This window comes from Couchioplanes caeruleus (assembly GCF_003751945.1).
GTDB classification, from domain to species: Bacteria; Actinomycetota; Actinomycetes; order Mycobacteriales; family Micromonosporaceae; genus Actinoplanes; species Actinoplanes caeruleus.
This window is the reverse complement of record NZ_RJKL01000001.1, coordinates 4026244-4042980: the sequence shown is the minus strand read 5'-3', so window position 1 is coordinate 4042980 and position 16737 is coordinate 4026244. Positions and strand designations below refer to the sequence as shown.

Sequence of the window (16737 nt, the reverse complement as noted above, 5' to 3'; positions counted from 1 at the left end):
ACCCTATCGCGGGTGGTCGAATCCGGCCTGTTGGGCGCGATTTCGTGCGTCCCTCCGGCGGGTCTCCCAGTGATGTGAACAACCCTCGTACGGGGCTGGGCGGACGCCGCCCGGACCGCGCTGACAGAATAGGATCCGCCGTGACCACCTCATACCGCACCGCCGGCGCCCCGTACCCGCAGGACGCCCCGGTTTCCCAGGCCCTGTTCGACCGCGCCCAGGCCATCGTGCCCGGCGGGGTCAATTCACCCGTGCGTGCGTTCCGGGCCGTCGGCGGAGTGCCGCGGTTCATGGCGCACGGCGAAGGTCCGTGGATGGTCGACGCCGACGGGCGCCGCTACGTGGACCTGGTCTGCTCGTGGGGTCCGCTGATCCACGGGCAGGCGCACCCGGCGATCGTCGCCGCGGTGCAGGCCGCCGCCGCGCGCGGCACCAGCTTCGGCACGCCCACCGAGGGTGAGGTCGAGCTCGCCGAGGAGATCGTCCGCCGTACGCCGGTCGAGCAGGTGCGCCTGGTCAACTCCGGCACCGAGGCGACGATGACGGCGATCCGGCTGGCCCGCGGCTACACCGGCCGGTCGAAGATCGTGAAGTTCGCCGGCTGCTACCACGGGCACGTGGACGCCCTGCTCGCCGCCGCCGGCTCGGGCGTCGCGACGCTGGGCCTGCCCGATTCGCCCGGTGTGACCGGTGCGGCGGCGAGCGAGACCATCGTCGCGCCGTACAACGACGTCGCCGCGGTCGAGGCGATCTTCGCCGAGCGGGACGACATCGCCGCGATCATCACCGAGGCCGCGCCCGGCAACATGGGCGTGGTCGCGCCTCGCGACGGCTTCAACCGGCGGCTGGCCGAGATCGCGCACGCGAACGGCGCCCTGCTCATCGTCGACGAGGTCATGACCGGCTTCCGGGTCTCGGCGGGCGGCTGGGCCGGCCTCGAGCCCGTCGACGCCGACCTCTTCACGTACGGAAAGGTCATGGGTGGCGGCCTACCGGCCGCGGCCTTCGGCGGCCGGGCCGAGATCATGTCGCGGCTCGCCCCTGCGGGGCCGGTTTACCAGGCCGGCACGCTCTCCGGTAACCCGCTGGCCTGCGCCGCCGGGCTGACCAGCCTGCGCCTCGCCGACGCCGCCGTCTACCAGCGCCTCGACGAGCTCTCCGGCACGGTCGGCAAGCTCGCGTCGGAGGCGCTCGCCGCCGCCGGCGTCGCGCACCGGCTCTCGTACGCCGGCAACATGTTCTCGATCTTCTTCACCGATGCCGAGGTGGTCGACTACGACTCGGCGAAGACGCAGAACGCGGCCGCGTTCAAGGCGTTCTTCCACGAGATGCTCAGCCGCGGCGTGTACCTGCCGCCGAGCGCGTTCGAGTCGTGGTTCGTGTCGACGGCGCTGAACGACGACGCCCTGGAGACGATCGGTGCGGCGCTGCCGGCGGCGGCACGGGCCGCCGCGGCAGCGGGAGATGACACATGAGCGAGCCGACCAAGACCACGGTGCACGTGCTGCGGCACGGCGAGGTCTACAATCCCGCCAAGATCCTCTACGGGCGTCTGCCCGACTTCCACCTCTCCGAGCTCGGCCGGCAGATGGCGAAGGCCGCCGCCGAGGTGCTCGCCGAGCGCGACGTCACGCACGTCGTGGCGAGTCCGCTGGAACGCGCCCAGGAGACCGCCGAGCCGTTCGCCGAGCGGTTCGGGCTGGAGACGGCGACCGACATCCGGCTCATCGAGAGCGCGAACTTCTTCGAGGGCAAGAAGGTCTCCGTCGGCGACGGCGCGTTCAGCAACCCCCGGCACTGGTGGGTGCTGCGCGACCCGATCACGCCGAGCTGGGGCGAGGCCTACCTCGTGATCGCCCAGCGGATGTTCGCCGCGGTCCAGGCCGCCCGGGTCGCCGCGGAGGGACACGAGGCCGTCTGCGTGTCGCATCAGCTACCGATCTGGACGCTGCGCCGCTACGTCGAGAAGAAGCGCCTCTGGCACGATCCCCGCCGCCGGCAGTGCGGGCTGGCGAGCCTCACCTCGTTCCGGTTCGAGGGCGCGAAGGTGGTCGGCATCGACTACTCCGAGCCGGCCGCCGCCCTGATCGCGATGTCGCCCGGCGCCGGGACCGCCAAGGGGGCATGACCGTGCGCCGGCTTCCCGCTGTCGTTCTCACCGCCGTCGTCACGGCCGGAGCGCTGACCGGCTGCGGCGAGCAGAGCTGGGAGAAGAAGTGCACCACGAACGCGGACAACGTCATCGAGTGCACCCCTGAGCAGCGGCCCGAGGCCCGCGAGGTGACCGGCGAGCTGCTCAGCGGCGGCACGTACGACGTGACCCAGGACCGCGGCAAGGTCGTGGTGGTCAACTTCTGGGGCTCCTGGTGCAATCCGTGCCGGGCCGAGGCGGACGACCTGGAGGGCACGTACCAGGCGACCAAGGCGAAGAACGTCACCTTCGTCGGGGTCAACTCGCGCGACGACCGGGACTCGGCGAAGGCGTTCGAGCGAGGCCGGGTGACGTACCCGAGCATCTTCGACCCGGATGGCAGCGTCGCGCTGAAGTTCGACGTCACCCAGGTCAGCACTCCGGCGACGCTGGTGCTCGACCGCCAGGGCCGGATCGCTGCCGGCATCCGCGGCGCGACCACCATCGGCGTCCTGCAGCCGGTAGTGGAGCGTATCGCCGCCGAGGTGAACGGCTGATGGGGGAGTCGTTCGCCGACACCGCCAGCAGCGGACCTCTCCTGCTGGCGATCGCGGCCGCGGCGGTGGCCGGACTGGTCAGCTTTCTGTCGCCGTGCGTCCTGCCCCTCATTCCGGGCTATCTGTCCTATGTGACCGGTCTGGCCGGTTCGGATCTGGACGCCACCCCGCAGGCCCGCGCCAAGGGGCGCATCCTTGCCGGGACCAGCCTGTTCGTGCTCGGGTTCGCGGTCGTCTTCTCGCTGTCGGCGGCGTTGGTGGCGAACGTCGGCAAGACGCTGCAGACCCACCGGCAGGCGCTGAACATCGTGCTCGGCGTCCTGATCATCCTGCTCGGTCTCGCCTTCCTGGGGCTCGTCCCCGGCATGCAGCGCGAGGTGCGGATCCATCGCCTGCCGAGCGCCGGGCTGCTCGGCGCGCCGGTCTTCGGGGCACTCTTCGCGATTTCCTGGATCCCGTGCGTGGGCCCGACCCTCGGCGCGGTCCTCGGCCTCGCCACGACGGCGGGACAGACCGACCGCGCGGTGACCCTCGCGTTGGCGTACAGCCTGGGTCTCGGTCTGCCGTTCGTGCTCTTCGGGCTCTTCTTCCGGCGGCTGCTCGGCGTCTTCAAGGCGGTCCGGCGCAACAGCCGGTGGGTCACCCGGATCGGCGGCGCACTGCTCATCGGCGTCGGCATCACGCTGGTCACGGGCGGCTGGGACACCTTCCTCATCTGGCTGCAGACCACGATCGCCTTCGACGGGACGCTGCTGTGACGGCCGTCGACGAACGTCTGGCGCCGGCCGCCGCGCCGCCGCCGCGCCGGCCGAACCGGCTCCGGGCCCTGCTGCGCAACTCGTGGCGCCAGCTCACCAGCATGCGTACGGCGCTCGTCCTGCTCTTCCTGCTCGCCGTCGCCGCGATCCCCGGCTCGGTGCTGCCGCAGCGCTCGGTCAACGCCGAGAACGTCGCCGGCTACTTCCGCGAGCATCCCGACCTGGCGCCGGTCCTGGACCGGCTCGGCGGCTTCGAGGTGTACGCGTCCCCCTGGTTCGCCGCCATCTACCTGCTGCTGTTCACCTCGCTGATCGGTTGTGTGGTGCCGCGGCTGCGGGACCACGTCCGCGCGCTGCGCACCGTTCCCCCGGATGCGCCCCGGCGGATGGAACGGCTGCCGCAGTTCGCGAAGGCGGAGGAGCGACCCGACGATCCGGCGGCCGCGGCGCAAGCCGCCGCGGCCGTGCTGCGCAAGCGCCGCTTCCGCACGGTCGTCCGGGAGGGTGGGGGCGGCATCACGGTCTCGGCCGAGAAGGGCCACCTCAAGGAGACCGGCAATCTGCTCTTCCACCTGGCCCTGCTCGCGGTGCTGATCGGGGTGGGTTTCGGCCACTGGTACGGCTGGCACGGCAACCGCCTCCTGGTGCAGGGCGCGGACCAGGGCTTCTGCAATTCGGTGACGCAGTACGACGAGTGGTCGCTCGGCCCCCGCGTCGAGGCCGCCGACCTGCCGTTCTTCTGCCTGCGGCTGAACAACTTCGAGGCCGCGTTCCAGGCGAGCGGCCAGCCGAAGGAATTCGAAGCCAGCGTCGAGGTGCAGGAGAAGCAGGACGGCGCATGGCGGCAGGCCCGGTTCACGGTCAACGACCCGCTGCGGCTGTCGCGGGCGAACATCCACCTGCTCGGCCACGGCTACGCGGTGGAACTGCGTTACACCGACCGGTACGGCGCCCAGCAGACCAAGATCGTCCCCTTCCTGCCCCGCGACGGCATGTTCACCAGCGAGGGCGTCGCCCAGTTCCCCGACGTCAACATCGACCCGAAGACGAACCGGCGCGAGGAGAACCTCCAGGTCGGCTTCGAGGGCGTCTATCTGCCCACGGTGGATCCGAGGGGCGGTCCGGCCTCGATCTTCCCGGACGAGAAGGACCCGGTGCTGTTCCTCAGCGCGTACCGGGGAAACCTCGGCCTCGACGCCGGCCTGCCCGGCTCGGTCTACGCCCTGGACCGCTCGCAGCTCGTCAACGGCAAGCTCAAGCAGGTCAGCGGCGAGCGGCCGCAGCGGCTCACGCCGGGACAGTCCTGGACCCTGGACGACGGCACCAAGCTGGAGTTCGTCGGCACCCGGCCGTTCGCGACGCTGGCGGTGCGCGCCGACCCGACCCAGTCGCTGGTGCTCGGCGGTGCGGTCCTGGGACTGATCGGGCTGATGCTCTCGCTGGCCGGGCACCGGCGGCGGCTGTGGTTCCGGATCACGCCGCGCGACGGCTCCGGTAGCTTGATGGAGGCCGGTGGCCTTCCCCGCACCGACTATCCGGGCTTCGACGAGGAGTTCGACCAGATCGTGGGGGCTGCCCGCGGTCGGAGTGAAGGGACGCCGTGATGGCGGAGTTGTCGAATCAGTTGATGGCCGTCACGGTCGTCGCCTACCTCGTCGCGATGGTCTGCTACGCGGCCGAGTACGCGTTCGGCGACAAGAGCCACATCGGGCGCGCGGCGGCCCGACCGGCCCGCCAGCTCGTCGGCGCGGGCGCCCCGGTCGTCGACGAACCCGCCGTGGCAGCGGTCGAGGAAGCCCCCCGACGCGACCGCGGCGTCCTGCTCGGACTCGCCGGCGTCGCCCTCACCTGGCTCGCCTTCGCGCTGCACATCGGCACGGTGGTCACCCGCGGTGTCGCGGCGGACCGCATGCCCTGGGGCAACATGTACGAGTTCATCCTGGCCGTCACCCTGGTCGGCTCCGCGGTGTGGCTGGGCGTGCTGACCCGCAAGCCGGGCGTACGCCACCTCGGGCTCTTCGCCGCGCTGGCGCTGGTCGTCATGCTCGGCGCGGCCGGGCTGATCGCATACACGCCGGTGGGTCCGCTGGTGCCGGCCCTGAACTCGTGGTGGTACATCATCCACGTCTCCACCATCATCCTGTCCAGCGGCATCCTGCTGGTCGGTGCGGTGCCGGCCACGATGTTCCTCATCCGCAGCGGGTACGACCGGGGGCGGCGCAGCTTCCCGTACACCCTCGGCGCGAAGGCCCCGGCCGCGGCGACGCTGGAGCGGCTGACCTTCCGCATGCACGCGTTCGCGTTCCCGCTCTTCACCTTCGGCGCGCTGATCGCCGGCCCGCTATGGGCGGAGGCGTCGTGGGGCCGCTACTGGGGTTGGGATCCCAAGGAGGTCTGGGCGTTCATCTCCTGGATCGTGTACGCCTGCTACCTGCACGCCCGCGCCACTCCCAGCGTCAAGCGCACGGTGGCGACGTGGATCGCCCTGCTCGGCTTCGCGACCATGCTGATGAACCTGTTCGGCGTGAACCTGTTCTTCGAAGGCCTGCACTCGTACGCGAACGCCGGCTAACCGCCGAGGACGTTCAGCAGGCTTGTCGCCCGGCTCGTCTCCGCGGGCTGGATGTCGCCGACGACGTCCGCCTCGCCCGACGGCTGCGGCGCCGGTGCGAGCGGCAGGCCGCCGCCGATGCCGCCACCCGGGCAGTCACCCGCGGTCCAGGTGTCGTAGTGGGTGATCCAGTCGAGGCAGAAGCCGCCGCCACGCTGCTGGGCCATGTCGCCGGTAAGGGTCTCCACGTCCTCGCGCCAGAAGCGGCCCTGGCCGCCGCCCGAGGGACGGAGCTGGACGTTGTCCACGGTCACCCGCGGGACGCGCAGCCGCGCCGCCCGGCCGGAGTCGACGTGCACCTCGACATACTGCTCGACGTAGGCGCTGGCGCCGATCGGCAGCTTCTGCGCGGTCAGCAGGTTCCAGCGGTTGTTCCACCACAGCCAGGCCTGCCAGACGTTGTCCGCGTCCGTGTGCAGGTCCAGCCAGACCTTGTCGCCCGGCTTGAGCCGGTACTGGTCGTAGAACTGCCAGGTCTTCGTGTTGGTGTTGAACGTGTAGATGTGCTGGCGACCCTGGCCGGCCCACCCGGTCTCGGCCCAGCCGGCCTCGAGCCACGCGATGCTGCCGCCGCCCATGTCGCGCTTGACCATGAAGCGGCCGGCGACGAAGTCGTAGGTGTTGCGCCGGATCCCGCCGTCGACCACGCCGATGCGTCCGGTGACGCCGCTCCACTCGCCGCCGGTGCCCGCGCCGAGGTGGTGGTACCCGCTCGGCGTGCTGGTCTCGCGCATCCGGTCCAGGCGTACGGCGGACTCGAGCACCCGGGTCGAGGCCTGGCAGGCCCCGCGCGAATCCCGGCTCGCCGGGCCGGTCGGCGCCGTCGTGGAGGCGCCGCCGGGCTCGCAGACCGGCAGCCGTCCGCCGCGGTGCGACGCCGCCGGAGCCGCGATCGCCACGCCGGCGACCAGTCCCGCCAGGGCACACCACCGTGCCACGCCCCGGAATCTCACGCTGCCACCGCCCCCGACCCGTGTGCGAATCAACCGCTGACTCAACGCCGGACGAGATCGCCGGGTGACGGGTGACAGACTGGGGGGCATGGCTGCGAAAGGCTTTCCGTTCCACGATCTGCAGAGCTTCATCTCGGGCCTGGAAGCGGCCGGTGAGCTGCGCCGGGTGCGCGTACCCGTCGATCCGACGCTGGAGATCAGCGAGATCGTGACCCGGACGGTCCGCGCCGGTGGCCCGGCCCTGCTCTTCGAGCGGCCCACCCGCGGTGAGATGCCGGTCGTCGTCAACCTCTTCGGTACGGAGAAGCGGATGGCGATGGCCCTCGGCGTCGAGACGCTGGACGAGGTCGGCGACCGGATCGGCGCGTTGCTCAAGCCCGAGCTGCCGGTCGGCTGGTCCGGCATCCGCGAGGGGATCGGCAAGGTGCTCCAGCTCAAGTCCGTGCCGCCGAAGAAGGTCAAGACGGCGCCCTGCCAGGAGGTCGTGCTCAAGGGCGACGAGGTCGATTTGGACCGGCTCCCCGGCCTGCGGGTGTGGCCGGGCGACGGCGGGATCTTCCACAACTACGGCCTGACCCACACGAAGGATCCCGACACGGGCAAGCGCAACCTGGGGCTCTACCGGCTGCAGCAGCACTCGAAGAACACGCTGGGCATGCACTGGCAGATCCACAAGGACTCGACCGCCCACCACGCGGTGGCCGAGCGCCGTGGCGAGCGGCTGCCCGTGGCCGTGGCGATCGGCTGTGACCCGGTGGTCAGCTACGCGGCCAGCGCGCCGCTGCCCAGCGACATCGACGAATACCTGTTCGCCGGGTTCCTGCGCGGCGAGCGGGTGGAGATGGTCGACTGCCTCACCGTGCCACTGCAGGTGCCCGCCCAGGCGCAGATCGTGCTCGAGGGCTATCTCGAGCCGGGGGAGCGTGCGCCCGAGGGCCCGTTCGGCGACCACACCGGCTTCTACACGCCGGTCGAGCCCTTCCCGGTGCTGCACATCGAGTGCATGACCATGCGCAAGAAGCCGATCTACCACTCGATCATCACGTCGAAGCCGCCGCAGGAGGACCACGGGCTCGGCAAGGCCACCGAGCGCATCTTCCTGCCGCTGCTGCGGATGATGGTCCCGGACATCGTCGACTACGACATGCCGGCGGCCGGCGTCTTCCACAACTGCGTGATCGTCTCGATCCGCAAGCGCTTCCCCAAGCACGCCCAGAAGGTCATGAGCTCGATCTGGGGCGCGCACCTGATGTCGCTCTCCAAGCTGATCGTGGTGGTGGACGAGGACTGCAACGTGCACGACTACCAGGAGGTCGCGTTCCGGGCCTTCGGCAACGTCGACTACGACCGCGACCTGGTGCTCACCCAGGGCCCGGTGGACCACCTGGACCACGCGTCCTACCAGCAGTTCTGGGGCGGCAAGGCGGGCATCGACGCCACCCGTAAGCTGCCCGCCGAGGGATACACCCGCGGCTGGCCGGAGGAGATGACCATGTCGAGCGAGGTGGTCGCCCTGGTGGACAAGCGGTGGAAGGAATACGGCATATGACGGCGGTGGCGTCCGCGCCGGAACAACCGGGCCGGATCAAGGCGTTCCTGCGGCTGGTCGCCATCGAGCACTCGGTGTTCGCGCTGCCGTTCGCGTACCTGTCCGCCGGGGTCGCGATGGACCGCGCGGGCGACGTGCGCTGGTGGGACCTGGTGCTCATCACGGTCGCGATGGTGGCCGGGCGGACGTTCGCCATGGCGGCCAACCGCATCCTCGACCGGAAGATCGACGCGCTGAACCCGCGGACGCAGAACCGGGAGCTGGTCACCGGCGCGGTGAGCCTGCGCACGGCCTGGACCGGCGCCGCCGTCTCCCTGGCCCTGCTCTTCCTCGCCGCGGGCCTGCTCAACCCGCTCTGCCTGCTGCTCTCGCCGCTCGCGGTGCTCCCGCTGATCGTCTATCCGTACGCGAAGCGCTTCACGAACTTCCCGCACTACGTGCTGGCGCTGGCGCAGTCGGTGGCGCCGGTCGGGGCCTGGCTCGCCGTCACCGGCACGTTCGACGGGTCCGGCCCGGCCTGGCTGCTCGGTGTGGCGGTGGGGTTGTGGATCGGTGGCTTCGACCTCATCTACGCCTGCCAGGACGCCGAGGTCGACCGGCGGATCGGGGTGCACTCCACCCCGGCGCGCTACGGCGTGCCCGCGGCCCTGCATCTTTCGACCGCCACGCACGTCGTGACGTTCGCGCTGTTCGTGTGGTTCGGTCAAGTGGTCGGCCTGGGCTGGCTGTGGTGGATCGGGCTGGCGCTGACCGCGGTGGCCTTCGCCTACCAGCACATGGTCGTGACGCCGAACGACCTGTCGAAGGTGAACCGGGCTTTCTTCACCGCCAACGGCTTCGTGGGTATCGCCCTGTTTGTCTTCGCCCTGCTCGACCTCGTGCTGCATCCTTAGTCGATGCGCACCCCGTGGATCGTCGGCGTCTCAGGCGCCTCCGGCACGCCCTACGCCCGGGCGGTGATCGGTGCCCTGCTCGATGCCGGCGAGGCCGTGGACCTGGTGATCTCGCGGGCCGCCCGGCTCACCCTGCTCGACGAGACCGGGGCGAGCGTCCGCGACGCGCACTGGAAGGACGACGTCGCCGCGTGGCTGGCGCGGGATCTGGGCCCGGCCGACCTCGCGTACTGGCCGGCCGGTGACCTGGCCGCCGGGCCGAGCAGCGGCTCCTACCCGGCCAAGGGCATGGCGGTCGTGCCGGCCAGCACGGCCGCCTGCGCGGGCATCGCGATCGGGCTCTCCAAGGATCTGCTCCAGCGCGCCGCCGAGGTCAACCTCAAGGAGCGCCGGCGTACGGTCGTCGTCCCGCGCGAAACCCCGGTGACCCGCAGCCATCTGGAGCACCTCATCGCCCTGCACGACGCCGGCGCGGTGGTCCTACCGGCGTCTCCCGGCTTCTACGGCTCCGGTGCCGACGCCACGGCGCGGCAGCTCGTGGACTTCGTGGCGGGCAAGGTGCTGGACGCCCTGGCCGTGCCGCACGACCTCTTCACCCGCTGGCGCGGTGAGCTGGGCGGCGGTCAGCGCAGCCCGTTGGGCGGGCCGTAGCCCGCGCCCGGGTTCGACGGGCCGGCGTTGCGTGGCCGGTTGGCGGCGTCGTCCTCGCGCATCTCCTCGACCACGCCGTCGCCCTCGAGCAGCGCGCGCACCTCCGACTCCCGGAACCGGCGGTGGCCACCCGGAGTGCGGATGCTGCCGATGCGTCCAGCGGCCGCCCATCGCGTAACGGTCTTGGGGTCGACCCGGAACAGCGCGGCAACCTCCCCTGGCGTCAGCAGTCGATCTCCTGTGTCCACGGCCCTCTCCCTGCGTCGTTGTGGAGCGCCGGTGGTCACGGTGCGTGTTCGGCGTGCTCGATCGGGACGTACAGCCATTAGAGCATCGGCAAAAACAGCAAGTCGCTGAAATGCGGAAAAAGCCCTGATTGCGACGTTGACCATTATCCTTGCTGGCTCGGGTGCTGGTGGCCCGCTACCGGGCGTGAACTACCCGGACGGGTCGCATTAACCTCTGAAGCCATGGACGCCATCGACCTGCGCCTGATCGACCTTCTGCGGGACAACGCCCGCTCCTCGTACGCCGAACTGGCCCGCCAGGTCGGCCTGTCCGCCCCCGCCGTGCATGAGCGGGTCGGCAAGCTGGAGGCGGCCGGGACGATCCGGGCCTACCGGGCCGAGATCGAGCCCGAGTCCATCGGGCTGGGCGTCACGGCGCTGATCGGCATCGTCGAGGACTCCGGCGCCGACACCGACGACGTCCTCGCCGCGCTGCGGGTCATGCCCGAGATCGAATCCTGCTACTTCATGGCGGGCGTCGAGTCGTACCAGCTCACCGTGCGGGTCGGCACCATCGCCGAGCTGGAGCAGCTCATCGTCCGGATCAACCGGACCGCCGGGGTGGCCTCGACGCGCACGGCCATCGCGCTCTCCACCAAGTGGGAGAATCGCCCCCAGCCGGGCCGCGACCCGGCGGTAGGTTGAGACATCATGGTTCAGCTCGACCGATGCGACTCGGCCCAGCGGGAATGGGCGAGCGACGCCATCGCCCGGGTCGAAGCCGACGCCAACCGCTCGGCGGACACCCACCTGCTGCCGTTCCCACTGCCTCCGGCCTGGGGCATCGACCTCTACCTCAAGGACGAGAGCTCCCACCCCACCGGATCGCTCAAGCACCGCCTGGCAAGGTCGCTCTTCCTGTACGCCCTCTGCAACGGCTGGGTCGGCCCGGACACCCCGGTCGTCGAGGCCTCCTCGGGCTCGACGGCGGTCAGCGAGGCGTACTTCGCCCGGATGCTGGGCCTGGAGTTCATCGCGGTCATGCCGGCGAGCACCTCGCACGAGAAGATCTCGCTGATCGAGTTCCAGGGCGGCAAGTGCCACCTCGTCGACGACCCGACCACGGTGGTCGCCGCGGCCCGCGCCCTCGCCGCCGAGCTCGGCGGGCACTTCATGGACCAGTTCACCTACGCCGAGCGGGCCACCGACTGGCGGGGCAACAACAACATCGCCGAGTCGATCTACGCGCAGCTCGCGCTGGAGCGGCACCCCGAGCCGGCCTGGATCGTGGTCGGCGCGGGCACCGGCGGCACCAGCGCCACCATCGGGCGGTACGCCCGCTACCGCCGCTTCGCCACCCGGCTGTGCGTCGTCGACCCGGAGGGATCGGCGTTCTGGCCCGCGTACCTGAGCCAGGACTGGGAGGTCTGCACCGGGCGCGGCTCGAGGATCGAGGGCATCGGGCGGCCCCGGGTGGAGCCGTCGTTCCAGCCCTCGGTGGTCGACCGCATGATCCACGTGCCGGACGCGGCGTCGCTGGCGGCCATGAGGGCGGGCTCGGCGGTGCTCGGCCGCCGCGTCGGCGGGTCCACGGGTACGAACCTGTGGGGCGCGTTCGCGGTGATCGCCGAGATGCTCGAGGCGGGCCGTACGGGCTCCGTGGTGACCCTCATCTGCGACGGCGGCGAGCGGTACGCCGACACGTACTACTCCGACGACTGGGTCCGCTCCCGTGGCATGACCCTGGAACCATCGCTGACCACCATCGATGCATTCCTGTCCACCGGGGTGTGGAGACCGCCGACGTGATCCCGGCCGCAACGGCCCCGACGGGTCACCGCGGCCGGAGCCGACCTGGGAGGATGAGGGCGCAAAAGGATTCACGTCCAAGGAGCGGCCCGGTGCCTCACGGCGACGACGTCACCACCCCGCCGGCCGTTGTGCCGTCGCCGCGGCTGCCGCATCCGGCCGACTCGGCGCCGCTCCCGCCGCTCCCGCCGCTCCCGGCACTTCCACCCTTTCCCGAGCCCGCCGAGCCGCGAAGCCGCGGCAAGCTCGTGCTGACGGGAGTGCTGGCCCTGTCCGCCGCCGTGGCCCTCGGCGTGGGTGCCGCCTTCATCGTCCATGACGAGCCGCTCGACGCCCCGGCGGAGGCCGCGGCGTCCATCGCCCCGGCCGCCCCCATCGAGCAGGCGAACGCGGTGCTCAGCCGGCAGGCGGCGGCCCTGCTGCGAGGCGATGAGAAGGCCTGGCTGGCCGCCGTCGATCCGCGGCAGCCCAAGCTCCTCGCCCGCTACAAGACGATGTTCCGGTCGCTGCGCGCGCTCGGCGTCAGCCATTTCCAGTACCAGACGTCCATCGCCAACGACAAGAGCGCCGCCGGCAGCCTCGGCATCTTCGCCGACGTCGCTTACTGCCTCGCCGGAGACAACTGCGTCAAGGAGAGGGGCGCCGACTCGGCCGGCCCGCCGATCATCGCCCAGACGCTCAAGCTCAAGACGGTCAAGGGTCAGTGGCACATCACCTCGGTCAACAACCAGCGGCGAGCCCTGGAGCACCAGCCGGTGCCCTGGGAGAACAACGCGCTGGCGACCGCCGAGGGCAAGCGCGTCACCCTCGTCGCACTGCAAGGCGAGAAGGACCTCCACCGGCTTCTGCCGATCGCCGAGCAGGCCGCCACGACCACCGACCGCTTCGCCGGCCTCGTCGGCAACCCGCAACAGCGTTACCGCATCTACCTGGCCGGCCGCAAGAACTGGAAGGTCTGGTACGGCGGCATCAAGGACCAGTGGGTCGTCGGCTACGCACTGCCGCGCAACGAGGCCGGCACCGACGTCGTGCTGAACCTGACCAAGCTGAGGAACGACGAGCGCCTCCTAGCCACCACCATCCGGCACGAGCTCGGCCACGTGGTGACGGTCGGCGGGGTGCGCCGCGGCACGCGGGACGGCACGAGCGCCATGTGGCTCAAGGAGGGCATCGCCGAATACATCGGCTGGCACCCACGACCGGCCACCGCGAGCTGGCGCCGCCAAGCGGTCCGCGACGCGGTGCACAGCAGCCGGCCACCCACGTCCATCGCGGTCGACGCCCTCGGCGAGAACGCCTCCGCCGAGGAGGGCGACGCGTTCTACGGCCTCGGCCACTTCGCCGCCGACTGCATGGCCAGGAAATACGGCGAGCGCGCCCTTTTCACCTTCGTCCGGCTCCATCTGCGCGAAAACCGCGAGCTCGACCCGGCCTCCCAGGAAGCCTTCGGTACGCCGTTCCAGGCCGTCGACAAGGCCTGCGTCGCCTGGATCCGCGACCGCGCCTAGCATCGGCGCTGGGCAAGGCCCGGATACTCGAGAACGAAACCGTCGTCGTCCACGGTCAGATCGGCGCTGAACGTCTCGTTGGCGAACCGCACCCGCCCGTCGCCCAGCGCGGTGTAGATCTGGTCCGCCTGCATCACCTCCAGGCTGGGCAGCAGCACCCACGCCACGCTGACCCGGTGTGCCACCCCGGGCTCGGACTTCGCCAGGCCCAGGCGGCGGATCGGCAGCGTGTTGGTCAGCGGAGAGCCGGTCAGATCCACGTCGTACGCGCCGACGAGAAGGTCGGGATCCTCGCTGCCGGGTAGCCCGGCACCGGGATGCCCGCCCGCGGTCAGCGCGGCGTCGAGGTCACCCTGCTCGGCGGTGGTCGCTTGCCAGCGACCGCCCTCGGCTGTCAGGCGCAACGTCCGGCTCCAACCGGCGCCCTCGGTGCCGACCTCGAGCGACGTGGTGATCCACGCCGGATCGGTCCCGATCTCGTACCGCGCGGTGTAGGGGATGGGATCGACCGCCAGCGCGACGCCGCGGGCGTGCAGGCCGCCGCGCGCATCGATCAGCGCATGCTCGGCGCCGGTGGTGTCCCGGCGCTCCCAGAACAACGAACCAGGCAGGACGGACATGCGTCTGGTGTACCCGCCCGCCGTCGCCGGAACCCCTTCCGGCTCTTCGCAGCTTTCCTCGCGCCGCTTTCCTCGGCCTTTTCCCCGTCCGCCCAGCTTTCCCGGCCCTGCTCGGCTTTCCCAAGGTCTTGCTGGGCTTTCCCCGGGTCTTGCGGGGCTTTCCCGGGGTTTGCTCGGTTTCTCGGCGCTCTGCCCGCCGCTTTCCGTGCTGTAACGACGGAGGGCCCCCGGCTGATGCCGGAGGCCCTCGTCAGATGCTGGTGCGATCAGTGCGTGTGCGCCGGACGGCCCTGGTAGCGGCCGTTGCCCGGCTCGCGCCGATCGTTGCGGCCGCTCTCGCGGCGGAAGCCGCCCGGACGGTCGCCGAAGTTGCGGGACGGGCGGTCACCGAAGCCCCGCTCACTACGCGGCCGGTCGCTGTACGAGTGCTCACCGCGGGGGCGGTCGCTGAACGAACGCTCGCCCTGGGGACGGTCGCCGAACGAACGCTCGCCCTGGGGACGGTCGCTGAAGGTCCGCTCGCCGCGGGGGCGGTCGCTGAAGGTCCGCTCGCCGCGGGGGCGGTCGCTGAAGGTCCGCTCGCCGCGGGGGCGGTCGCTGAACGTGCGCTCGCCGCGGGGGCGGTCGCCGAACGAGCGGTCGCGGTCACCGGAGGGCCGGTCGCCGTAGCTGCGCTCGCCGCGCGGGCGGTCGCCGTGGCCACGGTCGCCGCGCGGACGGTCGTAGCCGCCGCGTTGCGGGCGGTCGCCGAAGCGACGCGGACGGTCGCCCCGCTCCCGGCGCGGCTCCGGCTCGTCCTTCACCGGCACACCGCTGGGCTCGCGGGCCCCGGTGATCTCGGCCAGCTTCTCGTCGCCGAGCCGCACCCGGAACTCGCCCGGCGCGACGCCGGCCTTCTGCATCATCGCCTGCGTGCTGCGGCGCTGCTTCGGCAGGACCAGCGTCACCACCGCGCCCGACTCACCCGCGCGGGCCGTACGGCCGGCACGGTGCAGGTAGTCCTTCGGGTCCTTCGGCGGGTCGACGTGCACGACGAGCGAGATGCCGTCGACGTGGATGCCGCGGGCGGCGACGTCGGTGGCGACCAGCACGTTCGTGCGGCCTTCCTTGAACTCGGCCAGCGTGCGGGTGCGTACCCGCTGGGTCTTGCCGCCGTGCAGCGCACCGGCCCGCACGCCCACCGCGGCGAGCTGCTCGACCAGCCGGTCCACACCCATCTGTGTACGGGCGAAGACGATGGTCTTGCCCGCCCGGTTGGCGATCGACGCGGTGATCGGGAACTTGTCGTGCGGCGGGATCAGCAGCAGGTGGTGGTCCATGGTGGACACGCTCGCCTCGGCCGGGGCCGTGGAGTGCGTCACCGGGTCGGTCATGAACCGCTTGACCAGCGTGTCGACGTCGCCGTCGAGCGTCGCCGAGAAGAGCAGCCGCTGAGCGTCCGCCGGGGTCTTGGCGAGCAGCTCGGTGACCTCGGGCAGGAAGCCCATGTCGGCCATCTGGTCGGCCTCGTCGAGGACGGTCACCTCGACGCTGTCGAGCTTGCAGGCGCCCCGCTCGATCAGGTCACCCAGGCGGCCCGGGGTGGCGACGATCACCTCGACGCCACGGCGCAGCGCGTCCATCTGCCGGTCATACGGCACGCCGCCGACGGCGGTCTTGAGGAAGACGCCGACGGCCCGGCCGAGCGGCATCAGCGCGTCGGCGACCTGCATGGCCAGCTCGCGGGTCGGCACCAGGATCAGGGCCTTGGGGTGGTGCGGCAGCGCGCGGCCGCCCTGGGCGACGCGGGCCAGCACCGGCAGGCCGAACGCCAGGGTCTTGCCGGAGCCTGTCTGGCCGCGGCCGAGCACGTCGCGGCCGGAGAGCGCGTCCGGCATGGTCGCGGCCTGGATCTCGAACGGGGTGGTGATGCCCTCGCGCTTGAGCACGCGGACCAGCTCGGCGGGGAGGCCAAGGTCGGCGAAGCTCTTGCGCGCCTCGACGATCTCCACATCGGCGTCGGCGTCGTCGGCGGTCTCGCTCTGCGCCGTGGTCACGGCGTCGTCGGCGACCTCGCTCTGCGCGCTCATCACGGCGTCGGTGGCGGTGGTCTCAATCTCCGCGGTGGCCTTCTCGGCGTTCGGTGCGGCAGCCTGCGTGCCGGTCTCCGCGGTGGCCTTCTCGGTGGCCTGAGTGACGGTCTTCGCGTCGTCGGAGCTCGCCGGGTCCGCGGTCGCGGTGTCGGCGGTGGCGATGATCTCGACCTCGGCGGTCGTCGGATCCTGCTCCAGGACGGGGGTGTCGAAGACGGACGGGAACGTGCTGGGATCAGCGAAAGTGGTCAAGAGAACCTCTCTACGGGGGCGCATGCTCGCGAATGGCCCGCCGCGGCTGCCGGAAGCCTGCCGCTGAAATGCCCGCAAGAACGCCCGTGGCGTGCACCATGTGGGCACGCCAGGTCAATTACTGCCATCAGTGTACGGGTCAACGT

Annotated in this window: 16 protein-coding genes; 12 read left to right on the top strand and 4 right to left on the bottom strand. The window is 71.2% G+C overall.

The window, feature by feature from the left end; translation table 11 throughout:
- Positions 1-140: 140 nt before the first annotated feature.
- The 6 genes from hemL to ccsB are packed head-to-tail and all read left to right on the top strand — an operon-like array spanning position 141 to position 6018.
- Positions 141-1475 carry a glutamate-1-semialdehyde 2,1-aminomutase gene (gene hemL / locus EDD30_RS17985; protein WP_071803613.1) on the top strand — a complete coding sequence of 445 codons (1335 nt, stop codon included), beginning with the start codon at positions 141-143 and terminating at the stop codon, positions 1473-1475.
- Positions 1472-2128: a histidine phosphatase family protein gene (locus EDD30_RS17980; protein WP_071803612.1), complete on the top strand. Its 657-nt coding sequence runs from the start codon at positions 1472-1474 to the stop codon at positions 2126-2128. Before hemL ends, EDD30_RS17980 begins: the two co-directional genes overlap by 4 nt.
- Positions 2125-2688, top strand: coding sequence for a TlpA family protein disulfide reductase (locus tag EDD30_RS17975; protein WP_071803611.1), 564 nt, complete (start codon positions 2125-2127; stop codon positions 2686-2688). Before EDD30_RS17980 ends, EDD30_RS17975 begins: the two co-directional genes overlap by 4 nt.
- Positions 2688-3446, top strand: a complete 759-nt coding sequence (locus EDD30_RS17970) for a cytochrome c biogenesis CcdA family protein (protein WP_071803610.1) — start codon at positions 2688-2690, stop codon at positions 3444-3446. Before EDD30_RS17975 ends, EDD30_RS17970 begins: the two co-directional genes overlap by 1 nt.
- Complete coding sequence (resB, locus tag EDD30_RS17965; protein ID WP_071803609.1) at positions 3443-5050, top strand: cytochrome c biogenesis protein ResB; 1608 nt, start codon at positions 3443-3445, stop codon at positions 5048-5050. The genes EDD30_RS17970 and resB overlap by 4 nt, the downstream gene beginning before the upstream one ends.
- Complete coding sequence (gene ccsB, locus EDD30_RS17960; protein WP_123678343.1) at positions 5050-6018, top strand: c-type cytochrome biogenesis protein CcsB; 969 nt, start codon at positions 5050-5052, stop codon at positions 6016-6018. The genes resB and ccsB overlap by 1 nt, the downstream gene beginning before the upstream one ends.
- Here ccsB and EDD30_RS40670 read toward each other — a convergent pair.
- Complete coding sequence (locus EDD30_RS40670; RefSeq protein ID WP_244945297.1) at positions 6015-7010, bottom strand: hypothetical protein; 996 nt, start codon at positions 7008-7010, stop codon at positions 6015-6017. The two genes, ccsB and EDD30_RS40670, sit on opposite strands and share 4 nt — an antisense overlap.
- Before the next feature lie 88 nt (positions 7011-7098).
- Between EDD30_RS40670 and EDD30_RS17950 the strand changes: the two genes are divergently transcribed.
- The 3 genes from EDD30_RS17950 to EDD30_RS17940 are packed head-to-tail and all read left to right on the top strand — an operon-like array spanning position 7099 to position 10103.
- The gene (locus EDD30_RS17950) at positions 7099-8559 is read left to right on the top strand and encodes a menaquinone biosynthesis decarboxylase (protein WP_071803607.1); all 1461 of its coding nucleotides are present in this window, start codon (positions 7099-7101) and stop codon (positions 8557-8559) included.
- The gene (mqnP, locus tag EDD30_RS17945; protein ID WP_071803606.1) at positions 8556-9452 is read left to right on the top strand and encodes a menaquinone biosynthesis prenyltransferase MqnP; all 897 of its coding nucleotides are present in this window, start codon (positions 8556-8558) and stop codon (positions 9450-9452) included. The genes EDD30_RS17950 and mqnP overlap by 4 nt, the downstream gene beginning before the upstream one ends.
- 3 nt (positions 9453-9455) lie before the next feature.
- Positions 9456-10103, top strand: a complete 648-nt coding sequence (locus EDD30_RS17940) for a UbiX family flavin prenyltransferase (RefSeq protein ID WP_071803605.1) — start codon at positions 9456-9458, stop codon at positions 10101-10103.
- Here EDD30_RS17940 and EDD30_RS17935 read toward each other — a convergent pair.
- Positions 10076-10351 carry a BldC family transcriptional regulator gene (locus EDD30_RS17935; RefSeq protein ID WP_071803604.1) on the bottom strand — a complete coding sequence of 92 codons (276 nt, stop codon included), beginning with the start codon at positions 10349-10351 and terminating at the stop codon, positions 10076-10078. The genes EDD30_RS17940 and EDD30_RS17935 overlap by 28 nt on opposite strands.
- 222 nt (positions 10352-10573) lie before the next feature.
- Here EDD30_RS17935 and EDD30_RS17930 point away from each other — a divergent pair, with 222 nt between their 5' ends.
- From EDD30_RS17930 to EDD30_RS17920, 3 genes are all read left to right on the top strand, one after another.
- Complete coding sequence (locus EDD30_RS17930; protein ID WP_071803603.1) at positions 10574-11035, top strand: Lrp/AsnC family transcriptional regulator; 462 nt, start codon at positions 10574-10576, stop codon at positions 11033-11035.
- Positions 11036-11041: 6 nt separating this feature from the next.
- Positions 11042-12139 (top strand): L-cysteine desulfhydrase Cds1, encoded by a 1098-nt coding sequence (gene cds1 / locus EDD30_RS17925; protein WP_071803602.1) that lies wholly within the window; start codon positions 11042-11044, stop codon positions 12137-12139.
- A 92-nt stretch (positions 12140-12231) separates the two neighbouring features.
- On the top strand, positions 12232-13647 hold the full coding sequence (locus tag EDD30_RS17920; RefSeq protein ID WP_071803601.1) for a hypothetical protein: 1416 nt from the start codon (positions 12232-12234) through the stop codon (positions 13645-13647).
- On the opposite strand, the gene EDD30_RS17915 is transcribed toward EDD30_RS17920, so the two are convergent.
- Together EDD30_RS17915 and EDD30_RS17910 are read right to left on the bottom strand one after the other, a co-directional pair.
- On the bottom strand, positions 13644-14267 hold the full coding sequence (locus EDD30_RS17915; protein ID WP_211277695.1) for a putative glycolipid-binding domain-containing protein: 624 nt from the start codon (positions 14265-14267) through the stop codon (positions 13644-13646). The two genes, EDD30_RS17920 and EDD30_RS17915, sit on opposite strands and share 4 nt — an antisense overlap.
- A 266-nt stretch (positions 14268-14533) precedes the next feature.
- Complete coding sequence (locus EDD30_RS17910; RefSeq protein WP_071803630.1) at positions 14534-16336, bottom strand: DEAD/DEAH box helicase; 1803 nt, start codon at positions 16334-16336, stop codon at positions 14534-14536.
- Positions 16337-16737: the final 401 nt, after the last annotated feature.

Excerpts from the sequence above, each read along its gene's own strand:
- EDD30_RS17980 (WP_071803612.1), top strand. The coding sequence starts at position 1,472 with ATGAGCGAGCCGACCAAGACCACGGTGCACGTGCTGCGGCACGGCGAG.
- EDD30_RS17975 (WP_071803611.1), top strand. The coding sequence starts at position 2,125 with ATGACCGTGCGCCGGCTTCCCGCTGTCGTTCTCACCGCCGTCGTCACG.
- EDD30_RS17970 (WP_071803610.1), top strand. The coding sequence starts at position 2,688 with ATGGGGGAGTCGTTCGCCGACACCGCCAGCAGCGGACCTCTCCTGCTG.
- ccsB (WP_123678343.1), top strand. The coding sequence starts at position 5,050 with ATGGCGGAGTTGTCGAATCAGTTGATGGCCGTCACGGTCGTCGCCTAC.
- EDD30_RS17950 (WP_071803607.1), top strand. The coding sequence starts at position 7,099 with ATGGCTGCGAAAGGCTTTCCGTTCCACGATCTGCAGAGCTTCATCTCG.
- mqnP (WP_071803606.1), top strand. The coding sequence starts at position 8,556 with ATGACGGCGGTGGCGTCCGCGCCGGAACAACCGGGCCGGATCAAGGCG.
- EDD30_RS17940 (WP_071803605.1), top strand. The coding sequence starts at position 9,456 with ATGCGCACCCCGTGGATCGTCGGCGTCTCAGGCGCCTCCGGCACGCCC.
- EDD30_RS17930 (WP_071803603.1), top strand. The coding sequence starts at position 10,574 with ATGGACGCCATCGACCTGCGCCTGATCGACCTTCTGCGGGACAACGCC.
- cds1 (WP_071803602.1), top strand. The coding sequence starts at position 11,042 with ATGGTTCAGCTCGACCGATGCGACTCGGCCCAGCGGGAATGGGCGAGC.
- EDD30_RS17915 (WP_211277695.1), bottom strand. The coding sequence starts at position 14,267 with ATGTCCGTCCTGCCTGGTTCGTTGTTCTGGGAGCGCCGGGACACCACC.
- EDD30_RS17910 (WP_071803630.1), bottom strand. The coding sequence starts at position 16,336 with ATGAGCGCGCAGAGCGAGGTCGCCGACGACGCCGTGACCACGGCGCAG.